The organism is Novosphingobium sp. BW1, assembly GCF_008107685.1.
Taxonomy (GTDB): Bacteria; Pseudomonadota; Alphaproteobacteria; order Sphingomonadales; family Sphingomonadaceae; genus Novosphingobium.
In genome coordinates this window covers 1-20,398 of sequence record NZ_VIRF01000078.1, presented here as the reverse complement: position 1 = coordinate 20,398, position 20,398 = coordinate 1, and the positions used below count along the sequence as shown (strand labels likewise).

The window sequence follows — 20,398 nt, the reverse complement described above, 5'->3', positions numbered from 1 at the left end:
GGGCATGCCGAAGCCTTATGGCGCGGACGGCTAGCGCGCAGACTCATTAATTGGCGCACCATATGCGAGCACAGACGAGCTTAATAGCGGCGAGGTCGTTTGCGGGATCCTTGTCGTATCGGGTTGCCATGCCCCGGAATTGCTTGATTTGGTTGAAGAAGCGTTCGACCAGATTGCGCTGATTGTAGAGCTAAGGCGAGAAGCTAAAGCGTTGCTTGCGGTTGGAACGGTTGGGAATGTTGGCCCAGATATCTCGCGCGGCAGCAGCCTCGCGGATTGCGTTGCTGTCATAGCCCTTGTCGCCCAGCAGGGTTGCACCAGACCGGAAGCGCCACATGATACCGTTTAGGACCCCGCGATCATCCATCCGAGCCACGCCGCGCGGTTTATTGGGCAGCAAGGGCTCGATGATTGCCCATTCCCGATCCGTCAATTCGTAGCGCCGCCGGGCCATCACACTCCTCCAATCTTGGAGCGCTGTGAATCCGCATATCCGACAAACCTCAAGCCGCTTTATGAGTTTACGCCTTACTTCACGATTGGGCGGTGAGCGCGGCCGCCGGAACGCGGTCCGGGCTGCGTGGCGGCGCAACGGGACTGCGGGTGTCACTCTGTTCGTGATGGTCCTCAGTCTGGGTTTCTACGGGCAAGTCGATCATGCCGATCGTGCGCAAGCTTCGTTGTTTCTGATTTCGGTGCTGGCGATGGCGGCAATACAGGCAGTGCGTTGGCAAAGCCTGCGCGGCGACCCGGACAAACCGGCGCGTACCCCCCCCGACGCCCCAGGACTGCGCCCGTTAGTGCCAGGCTTACTTCCTGCGGACCCTTACTCTGCAGACTATCGTCGAAAGCATGCCCATGGTGTGCATTATGGCGCCGACCTACAGCGTCAATGTCGAGCGGTACATGGGACGCGCGCTGAGACACGTCAGCAATGGGAAGGCGCATAGGGGCTTGGCACGGATCTGTCGAAGAATCCCGGCTCGTTGGTAAGTCCATTGCGGGAGGGGCCGAAGGATACGGACGGAGGCGGGCTGTTTGGGGTGGGCGTCACGAACCGCGGCGAGAACAGCAACGGGTGGGAGTGTGAATTGCCGCCCCATCGGGCACAAGGATGGCTGGCCGCCATGGTCGAGCGTCTGCAGTCGCGCATTGGTGTGCCCGATCCGGTGGTGGCCGATCAGGCCAACCGTCACGTTCTGGTCCGGGAGGCGAGGCGTCTCGACCTGATTTTACCCAGCCAGTTCCAGCCTGTCCGTGCCATTGAGGCGGGGGGATCGCTCGTGCAGAAAGTGCTGTTCAGCAGGGCTTCGGCGCAGCTGCCGCTTCATCCCCACTGGTTGACCGTGCTGCTTCTCGGCGTCTTCGTCGCGCTCTTCAGGGCTGCCTTGTAGCGGCTTTTCGTGGCTGTGGCCGAGCACCTCACCGGTCTCTATTTCCTTCCGGTCCGGGTGTCTCCTGAACGGCTGAAGGCGCGCCGTGAACAAATGCAGTCCCACCCGCGCATGACTTGGGACGCGCTGGGAGGTTATCCGTAGAAAGCACGTCTCCTGGCGCTGGCGCATGGTCGCACGATCAATTTTCATGAACGGGCATCGATCCGCGATCTGGTGGAGCGCGGCTACCTGCAACTGATGCCTTACATAGCGGCCTTTGTGCTGGTGGCCTACGTTTCACCCAATCTGGTCCAGCTCCTCAGGACCTCGTTCTTCGCGCTGGCCGCGCTGCTCCCGCTGATGCGCGATCCGCTGGCCCAGTTTCTGGGCAAGAGGGTATGACGCGTGTGCCGGAACACCCCAGACCGGGCCGCCGTGCCCACGAGAGGAGAGAGCCATGTCCAAGAGCCTGATCGTGTGCTGGCGCGTGTCTGAACCTGAGCGGGGACAGTGCGGCTGTGGCAGAGCCCCCGTTCAAGCCCTTTCCCTATCTCCCGCGCAATCTTATGCGCGTCCTTGATAAGACTGGCCTGGTTCGCTGAGCAGCCGACCACACGTGGGCTGCTCACGCGCCTTGTCACGGCGCAGCACCCGCCCTCCCGTACGCTTTTTCCCTTGCACTTGGCCTCAGCGCGTGGCGCTGTGCGGCACGGCTCGTCGCATCTTCTGATATTACTATTGCTGATAGGCAAAATATCGCTATTCAGCATAGCCAAGTGATTCAGGGCCAGCAGAGCCAAGGGAGATAGTGATGACTGAGTTCTCGCGTCGCAATCCGTTGACGGGCGAAATCGCCTCCAGCGCGCCGGCCATGCAGCCCGGCGAAATTCCGGCCATCGCGCAGAAGGCCGCGCAGGGGCAGGCGGAATGGGGCCAGATGGGGCCCAACGCCCGCCGCGCCGTTCTTACCAAAGCGGCCGAAGCGCTCGAGGCGCGCCGCGACGATTTCGTGGCGGCCATGCAAAGCGAGATCGGCGCAACCGCCGGTTGGGCAATGTTCAATCACGGCCTGTCGGCCAGCATGATCCGCGAGGCCGCCGCGCTCACGACGCAGATCTCGGGTGAGATCATTCCGTCGGACAAGCCCGGCTGCCTTGCCATGGCCGTGCGTGAGCCGGTCGGCGTCATCCTCTCCATCGCGCCCTGGAATGCGCCGATCATCTTGGCCGTGCGCGCCATCGCAACGCCTCTTGCCTGCGGCAATGCGGTAATCCTGAAAGCGAGCGAGATCTGCCCGCGGGTCCATTCGCTGGTGATCGAATCCTTTGCCGCCGCCGGTTTCCCCGAAGGCGTTGTCAACGTCGTTACCAACGCGCCTGAAGATGCGGGTGAGGTTGTTGGCGCGCTCATCGACGCGCCTGAGGTCAAGCGCATCAATTTCACAGGCTCCACCGCGGTGGGCCGCATCATCGCCCAGCGCGCAGCTGGCCATCTCAAGCCCTGCGTCCTGGAACTGGGCGGCAAGGCGCCGCTTCTCGTCCTGGAGGATGCTGATCTTGACGAAGCCGTGAAGGCTGCTTCGTTCGGCGCCTTCATGAACCAGGGCCAGATCTGCATGTCGACCGAGCGCATCATCGTGGTCGAAGCGGTCGCCGAAGCTTTTGCGGAAAAGTTCGCGGCCAAGGTTGCGACGATGACCACGGGCGATCCGCGGGAGGGGACGCACCCGCTTGGCGCGGTGGTGGACCAGAATACGGTGGACCACGTCAATTCGCTGATCGAGGACGCTTTGTCCCATGGCGCAACCCTGCTGACGGGCGGAACGGCGGACAGCGTGCTGATGCCCGCAACGGTCGTCTCGGGTGTGACCGATGCGATGAAGATCTACAGCGACGAGAGTTTTGGCCCGGTCGTCGCCCTCCTCCATGCGGGCGACGAGGAGCACGCGATTGCGCTGGCCAACGACACCGAATACGGCCTGTCCGCCGCTGTCTTCACCCGGGATACCGCGCGCGGCCTTGCGGTCGCCCGGCGCATCAGGTCGGGAATCTGCCACGTCAACGGCGCGACCGTCCACGACGAGGCGCAGATGCCCTTCGGTGGGGTCGGGGCGTCGGGCTACGGGCGCTTTGGCGGCAAGGCCGGGATCGACAGCTTCACCGAGCTGCGCTGGATCACGGTCGAGACCCAGCCCGGGCACTACCCGATCTGAGCGGTCGCAGGCGGTTCGGGCACGATCGGCATGATGCACTTCTCCCCCATGGAAGCAGCCTTTCGGGTCTGCTGCTCCGGGGCCTCGGCTCAGCGCCAGAGGGCGTTGAGGGCGGGGACGAAATGGTCGCGGTGCTCGGCCGGGATGCGCTGGAGCAAGTCCTGCTCGAAGGTCTGGGTGATCCGGCGCACCTCGTGCAGGGTCGCCTCGCCGTCATCGGTCAGAATGATCGCCATCGACTTTCCATCGAGCGGCACGCGTTCGACCAGTCCGCGCAAGACCAGGCGTCCGATAAGCGGAGCCATGTTCGCCGAGCGGATGTCGAGAGCGGTTCCGATCTGGCTGGAGGTCATCGTGTCGCACCCGTCGATCAGCAAGAGGATCGAGGCTTCGGACACGCGCAGGTCCACCTCGGACAGCAGCGTGCCCAGTTCCGCCATCATCGCATTGGCCGCACGGCGCAGCGTATAGCCCGGCAGGATGGCAAGCGGATCGGGTTCCCCATCGGGCGCAGTAAGGGAGCCGCTATCGGGCTTTCCGGATGTGTCGGCCAAGGTTCTCTCCGCAATTGGGCTCTTTGCGAGCCATCTTATTCATATTGAAGATAGTCAAATACACACATCAAGGAAATTTGCCATGTCCCAACGTGCACCTGAAGATACCGTCTCCTACACCGTCGAGAACCGCATAGCCTGGGTTTCGTTCAACCGCCCGGAAAAGCGCAATTGCATGAGCCCCAACCTCAACCGGCGCATGACCGAGATCCTCAACGAGCTGGAATTCCGCGAGGATGTAGGCGTGCTCGTCCTGACCGGTGAGGGCACCGCCTTCTCGGCGGGCATGGACCTCAAGGAGTACTTCCGCGAGAACGAGGAAAAGGGCCTGTGGGCGACCCGCCAGGCGCAGCGCGAGGCCTATGGCTGGTGGGAGCGCCTGCGCTGGTACGAGAAGCCGACCATCGCGATGGTCAACGGCTGGTGCTTTGGCGGCGCCTATGGTCCGCTGTTCAGCTGTGACCTGGCCGTCGCGGCCGAGGACGCGCAGTTCGGCCTTTCGGAAATCAATTGGGGCATCCTGCCCGGCGGCGGCGCCTCGAAGGTCATCGTCGAGCTGACCGGTTTCCGCAACGCGATGTACCACGCCATGATGGGCGAGAACGTCGATGGCAAGAAGGCCGCCGAGTGGGGCCTCGTCAATGAGGCCGTGCCCGGCGACAAGCTCAAGGCCCGCGTCGAGGAAATCGCCGGCGTGCTGCTGGGCAAGAACCCGACCGCGCTGCGCGCCACCAAGTGGGCGATCCGCCGCGTGGGCGAGATGACCTTCGACAACTCGATGGACTACCTCGTGCGCACGCAGGAAGCGGCCAACTTCTTCGACGGCGAAGGCCGCAAGGAAGCCACCCGCCAGTTCATCGATGAGAAGACTTTCAAGCCGGGACTGGGCGCCTATGATCTGAACAAGAAGGACTGACCTTCGCGGCACGGGGCCACGCCAGAGCGGTGGGCCCCGTCGCCCCTTCACCTATCTGACATTGACCAGAACCTCGCCGGGAGAGGCCCCAGAATGACCGTTACCACCCTTTCGCGTTTCCTGAAGCCCAGCTCAATTGCCATTGTAGGCGCGAGCGACAAGCCCGGCGCGCTCGGCGCCTCGGTGCTCAAGAACCTGGAACGCAATGGTTATTCGGGGGCCATCTACCCGGTCAATCCCAAGCGCGAGACGATTGGCACGCACCGCTGCTACCCCAGCGTCGAGGCGCTGCCCGAGGGCGTGGATGTGGCCGTTCTGGCAATCCCGCAACCCGCCGTGCTCGACGCGGTGAAGGGGCTTGCCGCGCGCAAGGCGGGCGGGGCCATCATCTTCTCGGCGGGCTTTGCCGAAGGCGGCGAGGAGGGCAAGGCCCAGCAGGCCGAGATCGCCCGCATCGCGGCGGACCACGGTATGGTCATCGAGGGGCCCAATTGCCTGGGCGCGGTGAACTACGTCGATGCCGTGCCGCTGACGTTCGTGGAGACGCAGGCGCTGCCGCCCGCGGGGCGCCGGGCGCTGGGCGTGGTGTCGCAGTCAGGTGCAATGGCCGCGGTGTTGGGCGCGACTTTCGGCGCGCGCGATCTGCCAATCAGCTATTCGATCTCGACCGGCAATGAAGCGGCGAGCGGGGTGGAGGACTATGTCGAGTGGCTGCTGGAAGATGACGAGACCCATGTCATTGCCATGATCGTCGAGCAGTTCCGCAAGCCGGCCCGCTTCCTGGACGTTGCCGCACGGGCGCGTGGGGCGGGCAAGCCCATCGTGCTCCTGCACCCGGGCAAGTCGAGCGCGGCGCGTGAAAGCGCGGCCACCCACACCGGCGCGATGGCAGGTGACTACTCGCTTATGCGCCGCAAGGTCGAGCGCGAGGGGGTGATCTTCGCTGAGACGCTGGAGGAACTGGGCGACATCACCGAGATCCTCATGCACTGCCCGCACATGGAACGCGCCGACATCGCGGTGCTGGGCGAATCGGGAGCATTCAAGGCGCTGACGCTTGATCTTGCTGAAGAATTCAACTTGCCCCTGGCGCAGCTCGACGACGCCAACGCACCCGCGCTGCGCGAGGCCCTTCCGACTTTCGTGCCGGTCAGTAATCCGCTCGACATTACCGCGCAGGGGCTCAGCCAGCCTGAGATTTACACCAATTGCCTCACCGCGCTGCTTGATGACGACCGGGTCGGCGCCGTTGTCGCCGGGATCATCCAGACCGATCCCGTCACCATCGGCATCAAAGCGCCCGCGATTCGCGCCGCGCTCGATGGGCGAACCTCGACCAAGCCGTTGATCTATGCAGGGCTCGATGAAGGCGCACCGATCCCCGAAGAGATCATCACTGATTTCCGCGCGCGCGGCATTCCCTGCTTCCCCAACGCGGAACGCGCGATCCGCGCGCTCTCGCGCCTTGCCGCCTTCGCGCGCCGGGATCTTGCGAAGGGCGCGTTTGAGCCGACCCCGGTGCCAGGGCTTAACGCCTGCACTGGCGTCGTCGCGGAATATCAGGCGAAGGAATTGCTTGCGCCGCTCGGCCTTGCCTTCCCGGAAGGTGGTTTTGCCGACAGCGCGGACGCGGCCGTTGCCGTGGCCGAGACGGTGGGCTATCCGGTCGCGATGAAGGCGCAGGCTCAGGCGCTGGGCCATAAGAGCGATGCGGGCGGTGTGCTCCTCAACCTCGCCGACGCCGACGCGGTGCGCACCGCGTGGGCGACAATTCACGACAACGTCGCGGCCTACAACGCCACCCTCGCGCTCGACGGCGTGCTGATTGAGAAGATGGGCGCGCGCGGCATGGAGATGATCGTGGGCGGGCGCAACGATCCGGAATGGGGCCCGGTGGTGCTTGCGGGTTTTGGCGGCGTGACCGCCGAGATCCTGAAAGACGTGTGCCTGTTCACCCCCGACATGACGCTGGCGCAGATCGAGGAGGGGCTGATGGGCCTGAAGTCCGCAGCGCTCCTCGCTGGGTACCGCGGTTCCCCCCGGCTTGACGTGCCCGCGCTGGCCGAGCTCGTCGCGCAGGTGGCGGCGGTTCTCAGCGCAGAGCCAAGTCTTTCGGAACTCGACCTTAATCCGGTTATCGTCTATCCCGAAACACATGGTGTGGTCGCCCTCGATGCCCTGATGCTGGTCGAGCCGATCGCACCCTGAGGCGGAACGGCCTGCAAGGCCCGTTTTTCCCCTGAAAACAAACAACACAGCGGTGCCGAAGAAGCGCCGAGAGAGAGGAAGTCCGGCATGAGCGCATCATCGCAAGGTGCGACAGATCCCCGCGCGCTGATCGCGCAAGGCCCCATGCGCGCGCGCCAGATGCTTGCCATCGGGGTGTGCGTCCTGCTGAACGCGCTCGACGGGTTCGATGTCCTTGCTATCAGCTTCGCCTCGCCCGGTATTGCAGCGGACTGGGGTATCGACAGGGGCGCGCTCGGCATCGTCCTGTCGATGGAGCTGTTCGGCATGGCGCTGGGCTCCTTCGTGCTGGGCCCCATGGCTGACCGGATCGGGCGCAAACCTACGGCGCTTGCCTGTCTTGCGGTGATGGCGACCGGAATGTTCGGGGCGGCCTACGTCGGGTCGGTCTACCAGCTGGCGGCGCTGCGATTTGGCACAGGCATCGGAATTGGCGGGATGCTCGCCTGCACCAACGCGCTGGTGGCCGAATACGCCAACGACAAGTGGCGCAAGGCCGCGATCTCGGTAATGGCGGCGGGCTATCCCATCGGAGCCATCACGGGGGGCGCCTTCGTCAGCGCTTTCCTGCTCGAGGATGGCTGGCGGGGTGTCTTTGTGTTCGGCGCGGCGGTGAGCGCGGCGCTGATCCCCATCGTGCTGTTCCTGGTGCCCGAGAGCGTGGGCTTCCTGATGCAGGGTGGCCGCTCAGGCCGTCTTGCCAAGGTCAACCGCGCGCTGGCTGGGCTTGGCCATTCGGCAGTCGCGGCCGTGACCGAGCCGGAACTGGCGCCGCGCGCGAAAGTCTCGACCGCGCGCCTTTTCGCGCCCGATCTTCGCCGCACCACCATCCTTCTGACCATCGCCTATTTCACCCACGTCATGACTTTCTACTTCATTCTGAAGTGGGTGCCCAAGATCGTGGTCGACATGGGCTACGCGCCGTCCTCGGCAGGGGGCGTGCTGGTCTGGGCCAACATTGGCGGCCTCTTGGGCTCGCTGCTCCTGAGCGCGCTGCTGCTGCGCATCGGTCTGCGTCCGCTGATGGTCGCGGCGCTTGCTTGCTCGACGCTGCTTGTCATCAACTTCGGGCGGGGGGCGGGTGACCTCTCGGGCCTGTCCTGGGCGGCGGCATCGGCGGGCTTCTTCACCAATGCGGGCATGGTCGCCTTCTACTCGCTGATCGCGGGAGCCTATCCGACTGAAGCGCGCGCGGGTGGCACCGGGTTCGTCATCGGCATCGGGCGCGGCGGTGCGGCGCCGGGCCCCGTGCTGGCAGGCTTCCTGTTCGAGGGCGGACTTGGCCTTCAGGGCGTTGCCGTGGTCATGGGACTGGGCTCGTTAATCGCCATCCTCGCGCTTTTGGGCCTCAAGGGCGCGGCGCGCGCGATCTAGAGCGGTTTCCGATCCCAATGCATCGGATCAACCGCTCCAGGCCCTTGGTTCAACGCATTTCCTGAGGCATCAGATGATTCCATCTGGTTGAAAGCTTCTTTAGAAAAGGCCGTCGTCGAAGTCCTCGAATCCTGCCTCGTCGTCCGAAACGCTGGCAGAGGGAGCGTTTGCGCTTGTGCCCAGCGCCACCATGCCAGGGCGCAGGAAGCGATTGTGGACGCTGCGTTCGCCCGCCATCGTGTAGCTTCCCGCGATGTCTTCAAGCAGGAGGCGCAAGGGGCTGTCGTCGCCCGGCGCACCGGGAGGTAGCGGGCTGGAGGCCAGCGCTTGGGCTTCTTCGGCAATGCCCGGCGCCATCTGCAGCGCGGCGGCTAGGAAGCCTTGGGTCTGTTCCATCAGCTCGGCCATGCCGATCGCGCCCTGCTCGACGGTGGCCATGGCCATGTCGGTGGCCTGCGCGCTGTCACGGATGGTTTCCAGCGCCCCGGAAAGTCCGTTGCCCACCGCGCCGTCGCCGTTGCCCGCCATCGTGCGCATGCGCTCCGAGATCGCGACCAGCTCGGCTTCGGCGGTGTTGATCCCGGAAATCAGCGTGTCGAGCTTGTCGGAGTGGCTGCGGATCTCGTTGGCAATGATCGACACGGGGCGCCCGATGACCTCGGTTTTGCGGCAGCGCAGACCGATGTTGATTGCCATCTGGCGTACATCGACGCGCAGGTTGCGGATCGCGGAAACGCGTTCGGTCACGGTCTCCACGGTCGCGAGGATCACCCCAAGCGTGGCCTCGGCCTGAACATCGGCTTCGTGGAGCTGGCCGATCATCCCGGCGGCTTCCGCAATGCCGTCTTCCATGCGGCGCAGGAACAGGGCGCCGGCCTGCTCATCGAAGGTGTCGCGGTCCTGCAATGCGGTCAGCTTCTCGGCATTGGTACGCAGGCGCTGGAGCGCGTCGACGAGCGCGCGGGTATCGCGTTCGTACTCTTGGGCCGTGTCCTCGATCTGTGCGTGGACGAGGGCAAGGACATGGCCGCGCTGGGGATCGCACAGGGCCTGCCCCGAGGGCTGGTCGAGCCGTGTGCAGGCCTGGCAGACATGTTCGAGGCGCTGGCGTGCACGGTCGCCGACCTGTAGTGCGGTGAGCGCGCTCGCCAGTTCGCCCTGGATCGCGCGGGCGTGGTTGGTGGTGGCTTCGGCCAGGTCGACAAGCTCGTCCTGATGGCTGGAAAGGGCCTCGGCATCGCGGGCAAGCCGGTCGGGAACCTGAGGGATGACCTTGCGGCATTCGCGCAGGAGCCGGGCGTCGATGCCCTGCATCGAGGTGATGCTGGTGTCGAGTTCGGCCAGCTTGTGCGAAAAGGCCTCGGTCTCGCGGTTGCCGGCCCCCAGCTTCACGTTCATCTCGTCGGCGAAGTTCACGAAGTCCGGGGCACCCGAGGCCGCGATCTTCACGTTCATCGCGTAGATCTGGAGGACCTGCAGGCAGCGTTGCAGTTCACTTATGGCGCGGCGCAGGTCGCGAGACACCTTGTGGATTGCCGCGATCTCGGTGCCGCGCCGCTCCAGGCTCTGCGCGACCTGGCCAAGCCGACTTGCTGACGCGCGCAAGTTCGCGATGGCGGCGGTGGCCTCGCTCTGGGCGAAGACCTGGGCTACTTCGCGCAGCGCGGTCAGGATGACGTCGATCATCTCGACCGTCTGGCCAAGCGCGAGCCCGGCCTTGTCGAAATGTCCGTTCAGCCCCTCGGCAACAGCCGCGAGGTTCTGGCGCACAAGATCGGCGCGACCATCAGGCGCGTCGGGCCCGGCATTGTGACGGTGGGCAAGGGGTGCCATGGCCTAGCGAACCGTGGCCTGCAGGAACTCGCGCGCAATCGCCGAAAGCGGAACGATGCGGTCGACCGCGCCGTGGGCGATGGCCTCCTTGGGCATGCCGAAGACGATTGAGGTGGCCTCGTCCTGGGCGATGGTGCGTGCGCCGCCCTGCTTCATCTCCAGCAGTCCACGCGCGCCGTCATCGCCCATGCCGGTCATGATGACGCCGACCGCGTTGGACCCGGCCGAGCGCGCGGCCGAGCGGAACAGCACGTCAACCGAGGGGCGGTGGCGCGAGACCAGCGGCCCGTCCCGCACCGCGACGAGGTAGCGCGCGCCCTGGCGTTCGAGCAGGGTGTGCTTGCCCCCCGGCGCGATCAGGACATGGCCGCGCATGACCGTGTCGCCGTCCTCGGCCTCCTTGACGCTTACCTCGCACAGGCTGTCGAGGCGCTTGGCGAAGGCGCGCGTGAAGTTCTCGGGCATGTGCTGGACGACGACGACTCCCGGCGCGTTGGCGGGAAGCGCCTGGAGGACCTCACGCAGCGCCTCGGTGCCGCCGGTCGAGGCGCCGATGCACACCACCATCTCGGTTGTGCGGCTCATCGGGCGCCCGTCGGGCGGGGGCAGCATGGCGTCGGCAGTGAGCTTTTTCTGCGGTTCGAGTGAGGGCTGGGGGGAGGGCTTGCGTCCGGAGACGCGCGCGCAGGCCGCGGCCTTGACGACATCGCGGATGGTGGCGCGGGCCTCCTGGAGATGCTCGGCCACCCCGACACGCGGTTTGAGGATCACGTCCACCGCGCCTGCCTCGAGCGCCTCCATCAAGGTGTCCGAGCCATCCTCGGTGAGCGAGGAGCACATGACCACGGGGACCGGGCACTGGCTCATCAGCTTGCGCAGAAAGGTGATGCCGTCCATGCGCGGCATCTCGACGTCAAGCGTGATGACGTCGGGAACTTCGCTCTGGATGATGCGTGCGGCGGCGAAGGGATCGGCGGCGGTCGCGATGACCTCGATCACCGGGTCCTCTTCGAGAATGGCCTTCATCGTCTGGCGTACGCTCGCACTGTCATCGACGATGAGCACGCGCGTCTTGGCAAAAGGCATTGGGTCAGTTCCTCTGGAAGACGGTGCCGGATGCGGCCGTCAGGTTGTGCTGGAATCCGCTGATCGATTCCGAATGGCCCAGAAAGAGGTAACCACCGGGGCGCAGCTGGTTGCACAGGCGGTTCACCACGGCCTCCTGCGTGGGGCGGTCGAAGTAGATGAGCACGTTGCGGCAGAAGATCATGTCGACGGGTTCGCCAATGGCGTAGTGGCGGTCCATGAGATTGAGGCGGCCAAACGCGATCTTGCGGCGCAGGGCAGGTGCGATGCGGATTTCGCCCCGCACCGGGTCCTTGGCTTCCATGACATAGGCTTTGCGCAAGGGGACGGGCACGGGGTCCACCATTTCGCGCGGGTAGATGCCCCGGATCGCGGTGGAGAGGACGCGCGTGTCGAGGTCGGTGGCAAGGATGGAATACTCGAAACCGGAATTGCGCTGGGCAAAGGCGTCGAGCAGCATGGCGATGGTGTAGGGCTCCGCGCCTGTCGAGCAGGCCGCACTCCAGCAGCGCACCTGCCGGCGACCGCTCTCGGCAAGCTGGGGCAGGATCGTTTCGGTCAGGTAGTCGAAATGGCGCGGTTCGCGAAAGAAGTCGGTCTTGTTGGTGGTGACCGCGTTGATGAGGTTCTCGATCTCGTCCCCGCCATGCTCCTGCGAGAGAATCCACTTGCAGTAGGCTCCGAGCGTCGCGTGGCCCCCTTCACGCGCGCAGCGGCGCAGCCGCCCTTCGAGCATCGCGCGCTTCGCCGGTGGCAGGTTGATCCCGGTGTGCGCGCGGATAAGGGCGGCAAGGCCTTTGAACTGCGCCGGGGATATGGTGTCCCCGGTCGCGTGGTTCTCGAAGGGGACGAAGGCAGCGTCGTTCATGGCGGGCCCGTTTGCAGGAGGAAAGGAGGGATCAGGCAGCGAACCCAAAGTCGGCGTCGTCGGAATCCGGTCCGCCCAGGTTCATGTCGAGTGTGAAGCCCTGGGCACGCTCCTGCTGGTGCTGGACGCTACCGGGCTTGGGGCCAGAGGAACGCGCGGGCGCCTTGGGGGCAGGCCGCGCGGCGGGCTGGGGCAGGGCGGCCTGACGCGGTGCGGGAGCCGGGTTCGCGCGCAGCATGCGCGAACCACCGTCACCGGCGCCGACCTGGAAGAAGGTGATCGAGTTCTGCAGGTCGCCCGCCTGTCCGGCGAGGCCGTCCGAGGTCGAGGAGATCAGCTCGGAGGCATGGGCGTTTTGCTGCGTGACCTTGTCGAGCTGCTGGATCGCATCGTTGATCTGCGAGGCACCGATGTCCTGTTCGCGGCAGGCCGCGCTGATCTCGGAGACGAGTTCGGCGGTGCGGCGGATGTCGGGGACGAGCTTGCCCAGCATCTCGCCCGCCTCGGCCGAGGCTTTCACCGTGTCGGAGGACACCGAGACGATTTCTGACGCCGCGCTCTGGCTGCGTTCGGCCAGCTTGCGAACCTCGGAAGCGACGACCGCAAAGCCCTTGCCGTGCTCGCCCGCGCGGGCGGCCTCGACCGCGGCATTGAGGGCGAGGAGATCGGTCTGGCGAGCGATCTCCTGAACGATTGAGATCTTCTCCGCGATCGTGCGCATGGCGCCCACTGCCTTCTCCACCGCGACGCCGGAAAGTTCCGCGTCCTTGGATGACTGGCGCGCGATCTTCTCGGTCTGGGAGGCATTGTCGGCGTTCTGCTTGATGTTGGCGGCCATCTCTTCCATCGAGGCGGAGGCCTCTTCGGTCGAGGCGGCCTGCTCGGTCGCGCCTTCGGAAAGCTGCTGCGAGCTGCCGGCGATCTGGCTGGACCCGCTGGCGACCTTGTTGGCTGCTTCGCCCACGTCGCGGGCGAATTGACGCAGGTTGCCGACGAGCGCGTTGATGGCATCCTTCATGTGCTGGTGGTCGCCCTCGCAAGCAATGTCGACGGTCTGGAGCAGGTTGCCCTCGCTCACCAGCGCGAGGACGCGGTTGCCTTCGGCAATCGGGTCCAGGATCGCATCTAGCATGCCGTTGATGCCGGCGATGAGGCTGGCGAAGTCGCCTACGAAACGGCGATCATCGCCGCGCGTCTCCAGCTTGCCGGCGGTTGCGGCCAAGATCAGGCGCTGGATTTCGGCGGTGATGTCGCGCAGGTTCGAGCGCAGCGTTTCGACCGTCTCGTTGATGAAGGCCTTCTTGCCCGGGAAGCGTTCGAGCGGGGCATCGAAGTTGCCTTCGCCGAACTCGCGGATGCAGGCCATGGCCTTCTTCTTGATCGCGATATGGCCTTTGACCATCTCGTTGATGCCGCGCGCGACGCCGGCGAAATCGCCGTCGAACTTGTCGACCGGGAGGAAGACGTCGATGTCGCCGCGCTCGTGCTCCTGCGCCATATGCGTCATCTCGTCGACGAGGCCCTGGAGGTTTCGGCTCAGGGTATCGATGGTGCGATTGATGAAGGCTTTCTTGCCGGGAAGTTCTTCCAGTTTGGCGTTGAAGTCGCCCTCGCTGATCGCTTTGACGCAAGCCATCGCCTGCTTCTTCACGTGGATATGGGCGGCGACCATCTCGTTGATACCGCGCGCGACGGTGCCAAAGTCCCCGGCAAACTTCTCGGCGGGAACGAAGACGTCAATGTCGCCGCGCTCGTGTTCGCTGGCCATGTGGTTCATTTCGGTGATGAGGCCGGTGAGGTTGTGACGCAGCGTCTCAATGGTATCGTTGATGAAGGCCTTCTTGCCCGGGAACTGTTCGAGGCGTGCGTCGAAATTGCCCTCGCTGAACTCGCGCACGCAGGCCATCGCCTTTTTCTTGACGGTGATGTGCGCAGCGACGAGCTCGTTGATGTGGCGCGCCATGACGGCGAACTCGCCGTGGAAGTCCTGGACCGGGATCACCGCGTCGATGTCGCCGCGGTCATGCTCGGCGTTCATCGTCGAGATTTCGCGGCTGAGCGCTTCGGATGGCTGCAGGCAGGTGTCGACAAGGCGGTTGACCGCGTCGAGGACGGCGCGGGTCTGACCCTGGCCGTAAGTCATCTCGGTGCGCGCCGACATGTCGCCGCGCGCCACCGCCCGCTCGACGCGGGCGATCTCGTCGAGGACGTGGTCCGGATCGAGGCTGGAAAACAAGGTGAAGGGCATGGGGACGTTTCCTTGTGCAGTCGGCGTGCGCTCAGCGGTGTGCCTTCGGCGGGGTGCGGGGGTGGTCGATGGGGCGGATCAGGTGCCGGTGGGCGCCAGGGCGGAAAGGGCGAGGCTCGCGGCCTCGGTCCCGGTGAAGATGGCGGCGATGTCGACGAGGAGGACAAAACCCCCCTCGCGGCGTACGACGCCCAGGAGATAGTCGCTGCTCCACGCGACCCCGATTTCAGGCGGGGTCTCGATCGCGGCGGTCTCGAAGCTGGTGACGCTGAGCACCCGGTCGACGACCACGCCCAGCGTCAGGGCACTGCCCTGCTGGGCCAGATCAAGAATGAGGATGCGGGTGGCGAGCGAGGCTTCGGCGGGCGGGAACCCAAGTCGGCGGCGCAGGTCGAGCGTCGCGACCCCCTGGCCGCGCACGTCGGTCAGGCCCAGGAAATAGGCCGGGCCATTGGGCACGGGTGAGGGCGGGGCGTAGTCGAGGATCTCGCGCACGATGGCTACAGGCACGGCAAAGACGTCCTCTCCCATGCCGAATTCGACGATCTGGAGTTCGTTGGCAGCGGTCATGCGGCGTGCTCCATGGATGTTTCGCCGCTACCCAGGCCCTGGGGGTGGGAGAGCGAGGCGAAGATGGCGGGAAGATCGGGGAGGACGATCACGGCCTCGCCCTGGCGCGCCAGGGCACGCGCGTAGGTCCGGCGCCAGCGCATGCCCAGCACCGGGGGCGGCGCCGAGGTCGTGCGCTCCAGAAGGGTCACCTCATTGACCTTGTCGGTGCGCAGGCCGATCTGCGTTTCCTCGCCATCGAGCTCGATCTCGATGACGACGATGCGGCTGTCGGGCGTAGGCTCCTCCAGCGGCATGCCAAAGGCAATGCGCAGGTCGGCAATGGGGATGATCTTGCCGCGAAAGTTGATCACGCTGCCGACAAGCGCGTGGGCACCGGGCACCGGGGTCTCGGGTAGCAGATCGAGGATTTCGCGGATCGTCACGGCCTCGACGGCAAGGCGCTCGTCGCCGACCTCGAAGGTGAGAACCTCAAGCTGGCCGTGCGCATCCCAGGCGGTTGCGCCGGGAGAATCGTTCTGGTTCTGTGTGGCGGATTGGGGCATGGCTGGTTATCCTGCGGCGCGCAGCCGCTCTTCCTGTTGCTGGCCCAGCGCGACAAGCTGGACGATGTCGAGAATGAGCGCGACGCCGCCATCGCCCAGGATTGTCGCGCCCGAGAAGCTGGGCAGGCGCCGATGCAGCCCGGAGAGCGACTTGATGACGGTCTGGTGGCTGCCGATGATCTGGTCGACGACCAGCCCCACGCGCTCGCCGCCCGTGCCGATGACGACGATCTTCTGGTAGGGATCGGGGCGCGTTCCCGTCTGAAACACCTCGCGCAGGCGCAGGAAAGGCACGAGCCGACCGCGCAGCGAGATCATGCTGCGCCCGCGCGTGCGGATGTCCTCTTCCAGCGAAAGCTCGATGCATTCCTCGACCGCGGCAAGCGGGATGACGTAGTTGCCCTGGCCCACACGCACGAGGAGGCCCTCGATAATGGCGAGGGTGAGCGGAATGCGCAGGGTGATCGTCGATCCCTTGCCCGGCTCGCTGGTCATGTCGATGGTGCCGCGCAGCGTCTCGATCGTGCGCTTGACCACGTCCATGCCCACGCCCCGCCCCGAGAGGCTTGTGACCTGCTCGGCGGTGGAGAAGCCGGGGTGGAAGATCATCTGCAGCAGTTCGCTGTCGGGCACGACCTGGCCGGGCTGGAGCAGCCCGTTGGCCTCGGCCTTGGCGCGCACGCGCTGGCGGTTTATGCCGCGTCCGTCGTCGGTGATGGTGATGAGCACTTCGCCGCCGGCCTGCTCGGCGCTGAGACGGATGCGTCCGGTCGTGGCCTTGCCTGCCTTGTCGCGCTCCTCGGGTGTCTCCAGACCATGGTCGCAGGCGTTGCGGATGAGGTGGACGATGGGATCGGCCAGTTGTTCGGAGACGGTCTTGTCGATTTCGGTGCTTTCGCCCTCGGTGACCAGTTCGATCTCCTTGCCGGTCTCGTGGGCAAGATCGTGGACAAGGCGCCGGAAGCGCCCGAACAGGGCGGCAATGGGCACCATGCGCAGCACCATCGTGGTGTCGCGCAGTTCGCTCGCAAGCCTTTCGACTTCTTCCGAGATCGAGCGCAGGGCCAGTTCACCCGCGGCCCCGCGAAGGCCGCTTTCGGCAAGCTGCGCAAGGCGACTCTGAACGATGACGAGTTCGCCTACGCGGTCCATCAGCACGTCGAGCCGGCCCGCGGGCACGCGCACGCTTTCCTCGGCCGCACGGGCGCTGCGCGGGGCTGGGCTGCGAGGGCTCTCGGCGGGGGCTGGTGCGCTGGTCGGGGCGGCGGCCTGCACCGCTCCGGCATCCGGCGGAGCCTCGCCTTCGAGCGCTTCGATGGTAAGGTCCATGTCATCCATCACGAAGATGAAGACGTCCTCGATGTCCTCGTGCGTGGCGGCGCCTTTCAGCGTCACGTCCCACCCGAGGTAGCACAGCGTCGGATCGAGCTCGTCGAGGGGGGGGACGGTGTCGGTCAGGATGTGTATTTCTGCATCGCCCAACTCGCGCAGTTCATCGAGGAGGATCAGCGGATTGGTCCCGTTCGCTATGGCCTCGGCAGGAAGGCGGAAGACGATATGCCAACCGCCGGGCGCAGACGAAGCGTTGGCCGCGGCCATGGGCTGTGCGGCAGGGGGCGCCTCACCGCCCGCGTCGGGCGTGGAGCCCAGCGCCTGGTGCAGGCGCTCGAGGATCGCGTTTCCGGCCTCTTCCAGCGCGGGATCGTCGGCATCGAAGTCGACGAGGGTGCGCATGTGGTCCATCGCGCCCAGCGTGATCGCGACGAGTTCGGCGCTGGCCGGGACGACCCCCTTGCGCACCTTGTCGAAGGCGGTCTCGCAATGGTGGGTGAAGGCCGCGAGCGCGTCGAAGCCGAACATCGCGCCTGAGCCCTTGAGCGTATGCATCCCGCGAAACACTGTGTCGACGAGGTCGCGACTGGCAAGGTCATGGGTCAGGTCGAGAAGCGCCTGCTCGGTTGCATCAAGCAGGTCGGCAGCTTCGATGCGGAAGGCTGCGGCGGGGTCCGGCTCGCTCATCCGCCCAGCACCTTGCGCGCGACCTTGAGGAGGTGGTCGGGGACGAAGGGCTTGACCAGCCATCCGGTCGCGCCGGCCGCCTTGGCCTGGCTCTTGAGGCTGTCAGCGGATTCGGTGGTGAGGAAGATGATGGGGGTGCCCGTCTGGATCGGCAGCTTGCGGATCTCGCGGATCATCTCCAGCCCGTTCATGCGCGGCATGTTGAGGTCGGTGATGATGAGATCGTACTTGGCCATGCGCGCCTTGCCCAGGCCCTCGCTGCCATCGGCAGCCTCCGCCACAGAGTGCCCCGCGCCCGAAAGCGCGATGCGGATCGCCATGCGCACGCTGGCGGAATCGTCGACGGTGAGAATGCTGCTCATTGCGGGGCGTCTCCGTGGAACCAGAAGGCGAGGGCGGCGCTGTCCGCGCACGCGGCGAGGCCCCCGCGCTCGAGGAGCGCGGTGAGAACGGTATTGGCGGGGTGCGCCAGGCGAAGGGGCTTGCCCTCCTGCGCGCCCTGGATACGTGCGGCCTCGACCAGCTGTACGAAGCTGAGATCGGCCTCGTTCAGTTGCGATGTATCGAGTTCGAGTTCCTCGCCCGGGCCAAGCGCGGCGAAGCCTTCGAGAAGGCGCGTCGCTAGGCCTTGGATGGTCCTGATCGTGGCGGTATCGCCTACGCTGATCTGCATTGCTATCTCACCGTTTCTCGGGTGCCCTGGCAAGCAGGTACCTGAAACGAATGAGCATATGCTTGGGTGCGCCTAGCGACTTCTACGGTGCGTGCTGGCGATGTCCGAGCAAGAGAGGAGGGAATGGGGAGAGGCGCGTTGGCCTTTCCCGCTCGGGTCGAGCAGTCGCCGATGCCCATGAGGCGCGCGTTCAGTGCGCGGCCTGGACCGGTGTCGGCAAAATCGTCGAAGGCCTTGTCGGTGACGCGGATGATGAGCCGGTCGATGAAGGGCGCGCCTTCGGGGGCACCGACTTCGGGGTGCTTCAGCGAGCATTCCCATTGGAGTACCACCCGGCCGTCGAAATTTTACTGCACCATCCTGGAGAAGATCTGCGCGAAATCGACCTGCCCGAAAGACGGAGCTCGGCATACCTGACGTGGAAGCACTTCTCCCGCGCATGGTCGCTGGCGGCCTTGAGCAACCTCTCGAAGGTGACGCCGTCGTGCAGGTCCTCGCCCGGATGAAGCTTGAAGCCGATTTCGACGCCGTTCTCATCGAATACATCGAGGAGAACGGCGTCCAGCGGCGGGTGAGCTCTGCAAAGGCGTCCTCGACAAAGCCCGCCGGGCGCTGCGGTGAGGCGTGGACGTAGGGCAAGACGAGCGCGCCCGAAATCTGAGGTGAGCGGTGAGACCCAGGCGCCGCGAGGCGACGGCAGCGAGCTTGACCTGCTTTGTCGCCCACTCCTGACGCGCCTCGGGATGCCGCGCACGTGGGGGGCGGCAAAGCCGTCGAACTGCGCGTCACAGGCTGGGTCGACCACGACGAGCTGGCCCCGCAGGTGGGTCGAAGTCTCGATGATGGCGATGCCCTTTTCAGCCAGTATCTCGGTGATCTCGTCGCACTAGTCCTGGCTTGCAGCGGCTTTCTCAAGGTCGAATATGGCCGGGTCGTTGGTGCTCACCTGGATGCCCTCGTACTTCAGCGATGCGGCCCAGGGACTGGGCGAGGAAGATGGCGGAGCCTTCGATGGTCTGCATGTACCTGTTTCCAGGTTCTGGTGGCGCGCGCAGACGGTGAGATCGACCCAGCCCGCGCCGGGGCGGCAGGCGGCAAGGGCCGTGGCGATGAGGGCCTTGCCGCGAAGACCATTTCCCGCGCCGGGCACCATCGTATCGGGCGCGCCGCGCAGGTGCCCCGCAAAGTCGGTGCAGAGGTTGGCGAGTGCTTCGAGCAGGCCCTAGGGGTCGCCCCTGGGAAAGCGCGATCCGACTTGTGCGGCCGTGCGCGTGCGGCTTCGCGGCTGAAGGCTCCGGCACAAGATGGATGTGGCCCTCGCGGCGCGCGGCCATGGGAAGGCTCTAGTGATCTGAAGGTGAAGAGGGATGGGATACCCGTCTTACCGCGTGGGAGCGGCGCTGCAGTACGTCATGTAATCGGTACCATGCCTTGAGCCGCAAATGGTCTGTGCCAGTTGCTAGTGGATTGATCGGAACAGATGATTCCGTTTTCGGGATTCCCTTGAACGGGGGGACATGCGAAGATGGCGCATGCGAACGGGCATCCAGATTGAGGTTACAGGACCGGACACCAAGCGGCTCGAAGCGATTGTCGCAGCGCGTAGTTCTCCTCAAAAGCATGTTTGGCGGGCGCGGATCATTCTGCTGACGGCTCAAGGGCTAGGAACGCAGGCGATCATGGAGGCGACTGGCAAATCCAAGCCGTGCGTGTGGCGCTGGCAGGAACGGTACATGGCCGAAGGCGTGGATGGGCTGCTGCGCGACAAGACCCGACCTCCGGGGATCGCGCCTCTCGATGCGGCTTTGGTCGACAAGGTCGTTGCGCTGACGCTGGAACCACCCAGCCATGAGGCCACCCATTGGACGGTGCGGGCG

The 20,398-nt window shown here is 65.5% G+C and carries 20 protein-coding genes and 1 pseudogene; 8 read left to right on the top strand and 13 right to left on the bottom strand.

Annotation, left to right across the window (positions count from 1 at the left end; translation table 11 throughout):
• Window positions 1–46: 46 nt before the first annotated feature.
• Both FMM79_RS12390 and FMM79_RS21400 read right to left on the bottom strand, forming a co-directional pair.
• Window positions 47–454, bottom strand: a pseudogene (locus FMM79_RS12390) (transposase).
• A 79-nt stretch (window positions 455–533) separates the two neighbouring features.
• Complete coding sequence (locus FMM79_RS21400; protein WP_162528502.1) at window positions 534–674, bottom strand: hypothetical protein; 141 nt, start codon at window positions 672–674, stop codon at window positions 534–536.
• A gap of 453 nt (window positions 675–1,127) precedes the next feature.
• On the opposite strand from FMM79_RS21400, the gene FMM79_RS12385 reads away from it, so the two are divergent.
• The 3 genes from FMM79_RS12385 (at window position 1,128) to FMM79_RS12380 (ending at window position 3,588) form a co-directional block, all read left to right on the top strand.
• Complete coding sequence (locus FMM79_RS12385) at window positions 1,128–1,394, top strand: hypothetical protein (RefSeq protein WP_148627786.1); 267 nt, start codon at window positions 1,128–1,130, stop codon at window positions 1,392–1,394.
• A 240-nt stretch (window positions 1,395–1,634) separates the two neighbouring features.
• The gene (locus tag FMM79_RS21245) at window positions 1,635–1,778 is read left to right on the top strand and encodes a hypothetical protein (RefSeq protein ID WP_153269327.1); all 144 of its coding nucleotides are present in this window, start codon (window positions 1,635–1,637) and stop codon (window positions 1,776–1,778) included.
• 409 nt (window positions 1,779–2,187) lie between these two features.
• Window positions 2,188–3,588 (top strand): aldehyde dehydrogenase, encoded by a 1,401-nt coding sequence (locus tag FMM79_RS12380; protein ID WP_148627785.1) that lies wholly within the window; start codon window positions 2,188–2,190, stop codon window positions 3,586–3,588.
• Window positions 3,589–3,677: 89 nt separating this feature from the next.
• On the opposite strand, the gene FMM79_RS12375 is transcribed toward FMM79_RS12380, so the two are convergent.
• Entirely contained in the window at window positions 3,678–4,142 is a 465-nt protein-coding gene (locus FMM79_RS12375; protein ID WP_240339148.1) for a MarR family winged helix-turn-helix transcriptional regulator, read from the bottom strand.
• Between the two features lie 82 nt (window positions 4,143–4,224).
• Here FMM79_RS12375 and FMM79_RS12370 point away from each other — a divergent pair, with 82 nt between their 5' ends.
• The 3 genes from FMM79_RS12370 (at window position 4,225) to FMM79_RS12360 (ending at window position 8,679) form a co-directional block, all read left to right on the top strand.
• Window positions 4,225–5,058 (top strand): p-hydroxycinnamoyl CoA hydratase/lyase, encoded by an 834-nt coding sequence (locus tag FMM79_RS12370; RefSeq protein WP_148627784.1) that lies wholly within the window; start codon window positions 4,225–4,227, stop codon window positions 5,056–5,058.
• 93 nt (window positions 5,059–5,151) lie between these two features.
• Window positions 5,152–7,266 (top strand): acetate--CoA ligase family protein, encoded by a 2,115-nt coding sequence (locus tag FMM79_RS12365; protein ID WP_148627783.1) that lies wholly within the window; start codon window positions 5,152–5,154, stop codon window positions 7,264–7,266.
• A gap of 87 nt (window positions 7,267–7,353) precedes the next feature.
• On the top strand, window positions 7,354–8,679 hold the full coding sequence (locus FMM79_RS12360) for an MFS transporter (RefSeq protein WP_240339147.1): 1,326 nt from the start codon (window positions 7,354–7,356) through the stop codon (window positions 8,677–8,679).
• 99 nt (window positions 8,680–8,778) lie between these two features.
• On the opposite strand, the gene FMM79_RS12355 is transcribed toward FMM79_RS12360, so the two are convergent.
• The 9 genes from FMM79_RS12355 to FMM79_RS12315 form a co-directional block, all read right to left on the bottom strand.
• A complete protein-coding gene (locus FMM79_RS12355) occupies window positions 8,779–10,512 on the bottom strand; it encodes a hypothetical protein (RefSeq protein ID WP_148627782.1) in 1,734 nt (577 codons plus the stop codon).
• A gap of 3 nt (window positions 10,513–10,515) precedes the next feature.
• Entirely contained in the window at window positions 10,516–11,598 is a 1,083-nt protein-coding gene (locus tag FMM79_RS12350) for a chemotaxis response regulator protein-glutamate methylesterase (RefSeq protein ID WP_148627781.1), read from the bottom strand.
• 4 nt (window positions 11,599–11,602) lie between these two features.
• Window positions 11,603–12,466, bottom strand: a complete 864-nt coding sequence (locus FMM79_RS12345; RefSeq protein ID WP_148627780.1) for a protein-glutamate O-methyltransferase CheR — start codon at window positions 12,464–12,466, stop codon at window positions 11,603–11,605.
• A 31-nt stretch (window positions 12,467–12,497) separates the two neighbouring features.
• Complete coding sequence (locus FMM79_RS12340) at window positions 12,498–14,714, bottom strand: methyl-accepting chemotaxis protein (protein WP_240339146.1); 2,217 nt, start codon at window positions 14,712–14,714, stop codon at window positions 12,498–12,500.
• Window positions 14,715–14,792: 78 nt separating this feature from the next.
• Entirely contained in the window at window positions 14,793–15,284 is a 492-nt protein-coding gene (locus FMM79_RS12335; protein ID WP_148627779.1) for a chemotaxis protein CheW, read from the bottom strand.
• Window positions 15,281–15,829, bottom strand: coding sequence for a chemotaxis protein CheW (locus FMM79_RS12330; protein WP_148627778.1), 549 nt, complete (start codon window positions 15,827–15,829; stop codon window positions 15,281–15,283). Before FMM79_RS12330 ends, FMM79_RS12335 begins: the two co-directional genes overlap by 4 nt.
• Before the next feature lie 6 nt (window positions 15,830–15,835).
• The gene (locus FMM79_RS12325; RefSeq protein WP_148627777.1) at window positions 15,836–17,848 is read right to left on the bottom strand and encodes a chemotaxis protein CheA; all 2,013 of its coding nucleotides are present in this window, start codon (window positions 17,846–17,848) and stop codon (window positions 15,836–15,838) included.
• The gene (locus FMM79_RS12320; protein ID WP_148627776.1) at window positions 17,845–18,210 is read right to left on the bottom strand and encodes a response regulator; all 366 of its coding nucleotides are present in this window, start codon (window positions 18,208–18,210) and stop codon (window positions 17,845–17,847) included. Before FMM79_RS12320 ends, FMM79_RS12325 begins: the two co-directional genes overlap by 4 nt.
• A complete protein-coding gene (locus FMM79_RS12315) occupies window positions 18,207–18,521 on the bottom strand; it encodes an STAS domain-containing protein (RefSeq protein ID WP_148627775.1) in 315 nt (104 codons plus the stop codon). Before FMM79_RS12315 ends, FMM79_RS12320 begins: the two co-directional genes overlap by 4 nt.
• 418 nt (window positions 18,522–18,939) lie before the next feature.
• Here FMM79_RS12315 and FMM79_RS22290 point away from each other — a divergent pair, with 418 nt between their 5' ends.
• Window positions 18,940–19,155, top strand: coding sequence for a hypothetical protein (locus FMM79_RS22290; RefSeq protein WP_371710909.1), 216 nt, complete (start codon window positions 18,940–18,942; stop codon window positions 19,153–19,155).
• A gap of 252 nt (window positions 19,156–19,407) precedes the next feature.
• Here the strand turns inward: FMM79_RS22290 and FMM79_RS22285 are convergent, their stop codons facing one another.
• On the bottom strand, window positions 19,408–19,674 hold the full coding sequence (locus FMM79_RS22285; protein WP_371710908.1) for a hypothetical protein: 267 nt from the start codon (window positions 19,672–19,674) through the stop codon (window positions 19,408–19,410).
• Window positions 19,675–20,053: 379 nt separating this feature from the next.
• Between FMM79_RS22285 and FMM79_RS12305 the strand changes: the two genes are divergently transcribed.
• Window positions 20,054–20,398: helix-turn-helix domain-containing protein (locus FMM79_RS12305; protein ID WP_148627151.1), on the top strand; the 345-nt coding region annotated here is incomplete at its 3' end.

Coding starts and splice junctions, on each gene's coding strand:
- FMM79_RS12385 (WP_148627786.1), top strand. CDS start 1,128: ATGGTCGAGCGTCTGCAGTCGCGCATTGGTGTGCCCGATCCGGTGGTG.
- FMM79_RS21245 (WP_153269327.1), top strand. CDS start 1,635: ATGCCTTACATAGCGGCCTTTGTGCTGGTGGCCTACGTTTCACCCAAT.
- FMM79_RS12380 (WP_148627785.1), top strand. CDS start 2,188: ATGACTGAGTTCTCGCGTCGCAATCCGTTGACGGGCGAAATCGCCTCC.
- FMM79_RS12370 (WP_148627784.1), top strand. CDS start 4,225: ATGTCCCAACGTGCACCTGAAGATACCGTCTCCTACACCGTCGAGAAC.
- FMM79_RS12365 (WP_148627783.1), top strand. CDS start 5,152: ATGACCGTTACCACCCTTTCGCGTTTCCTGAAGCCCAGCTCAATTGCC.
- FMM79_RS12360 (WP_240339147.1), top strand. CDS start 7,354: ATGAGCGCATCATCGCAAGGTGCGACAGATCCCCGCGCGCTGATCGCG.
- FMM79_RS12355 (WP_148627782.1), bottom strand. CDS start 10,512: ATGGCACCCCTTGCCCACCGTCACAATGCCGGGCCCGACGCGCCTGAT.
- FMM79_RS12350 (WP_148627781.1), bottom strand. CDS start 11,598: ATGCCTTTTGCCAAGACGCGCGTGCTCATCGTCGATGACAGTGCGAGC.
- FMM79_RS12345 (WP_148627780.1), bottom strand. CDS start 12,466: ATGAACGACGCTGCCTTCGTCCCCTTCGAGAACCACGCGACCGGGGAC.
- FMM79_RS12340 (WP_240339146.1), bottom strand. CDS start 14,714: ATGCCCTTCACCTTGTTTTCCAGCCTCGATCCGGACCACGTCCTCGAC.
- FMM79_RS12335 (WP_148627779.1), bottom strand. CDS start 15,284: ATGACCGCTGCCAACGAACTCCAGATCGTCGAATTCGGCATGGGAGAG.
- FMM79_RS12330 (WP_148627778.1), bottom strand. CDS start 15,829: ATGCCCCAATCCGCCACACAGAACCAGAACGATTCTCCCGGCGCAACC.
- FMM79_RS12325 (WP_148627777.1), bottom strand. CDS start 17,848: ATGAGCGAGCCGGACCCCGCCGCAGCCTTCCGCATCGAAGCTGCCGAC.
- FMM79_RS12320 (WP_148627776.1), bottom strand. CDS start 18,210: ATGAGCAGCATTCTCACCGTCGACGATTCCGCCAGCGTGCGCATGGCG.
- FMM79_RS12315 (WP_148627775.1), bottom strand. CDS start 18,521: ATGCAGATCAGCGTAGGCGATACCGCCACGATCAGGACCATCCAAGGC.
- FMM79_RS22285 (WP_371710908.1), bottom strand. CDS start 19,674: ATGGTGCCCGGCGCGGGAAATGGTCTTCGCGGCAAGGCCCTCATCGCC.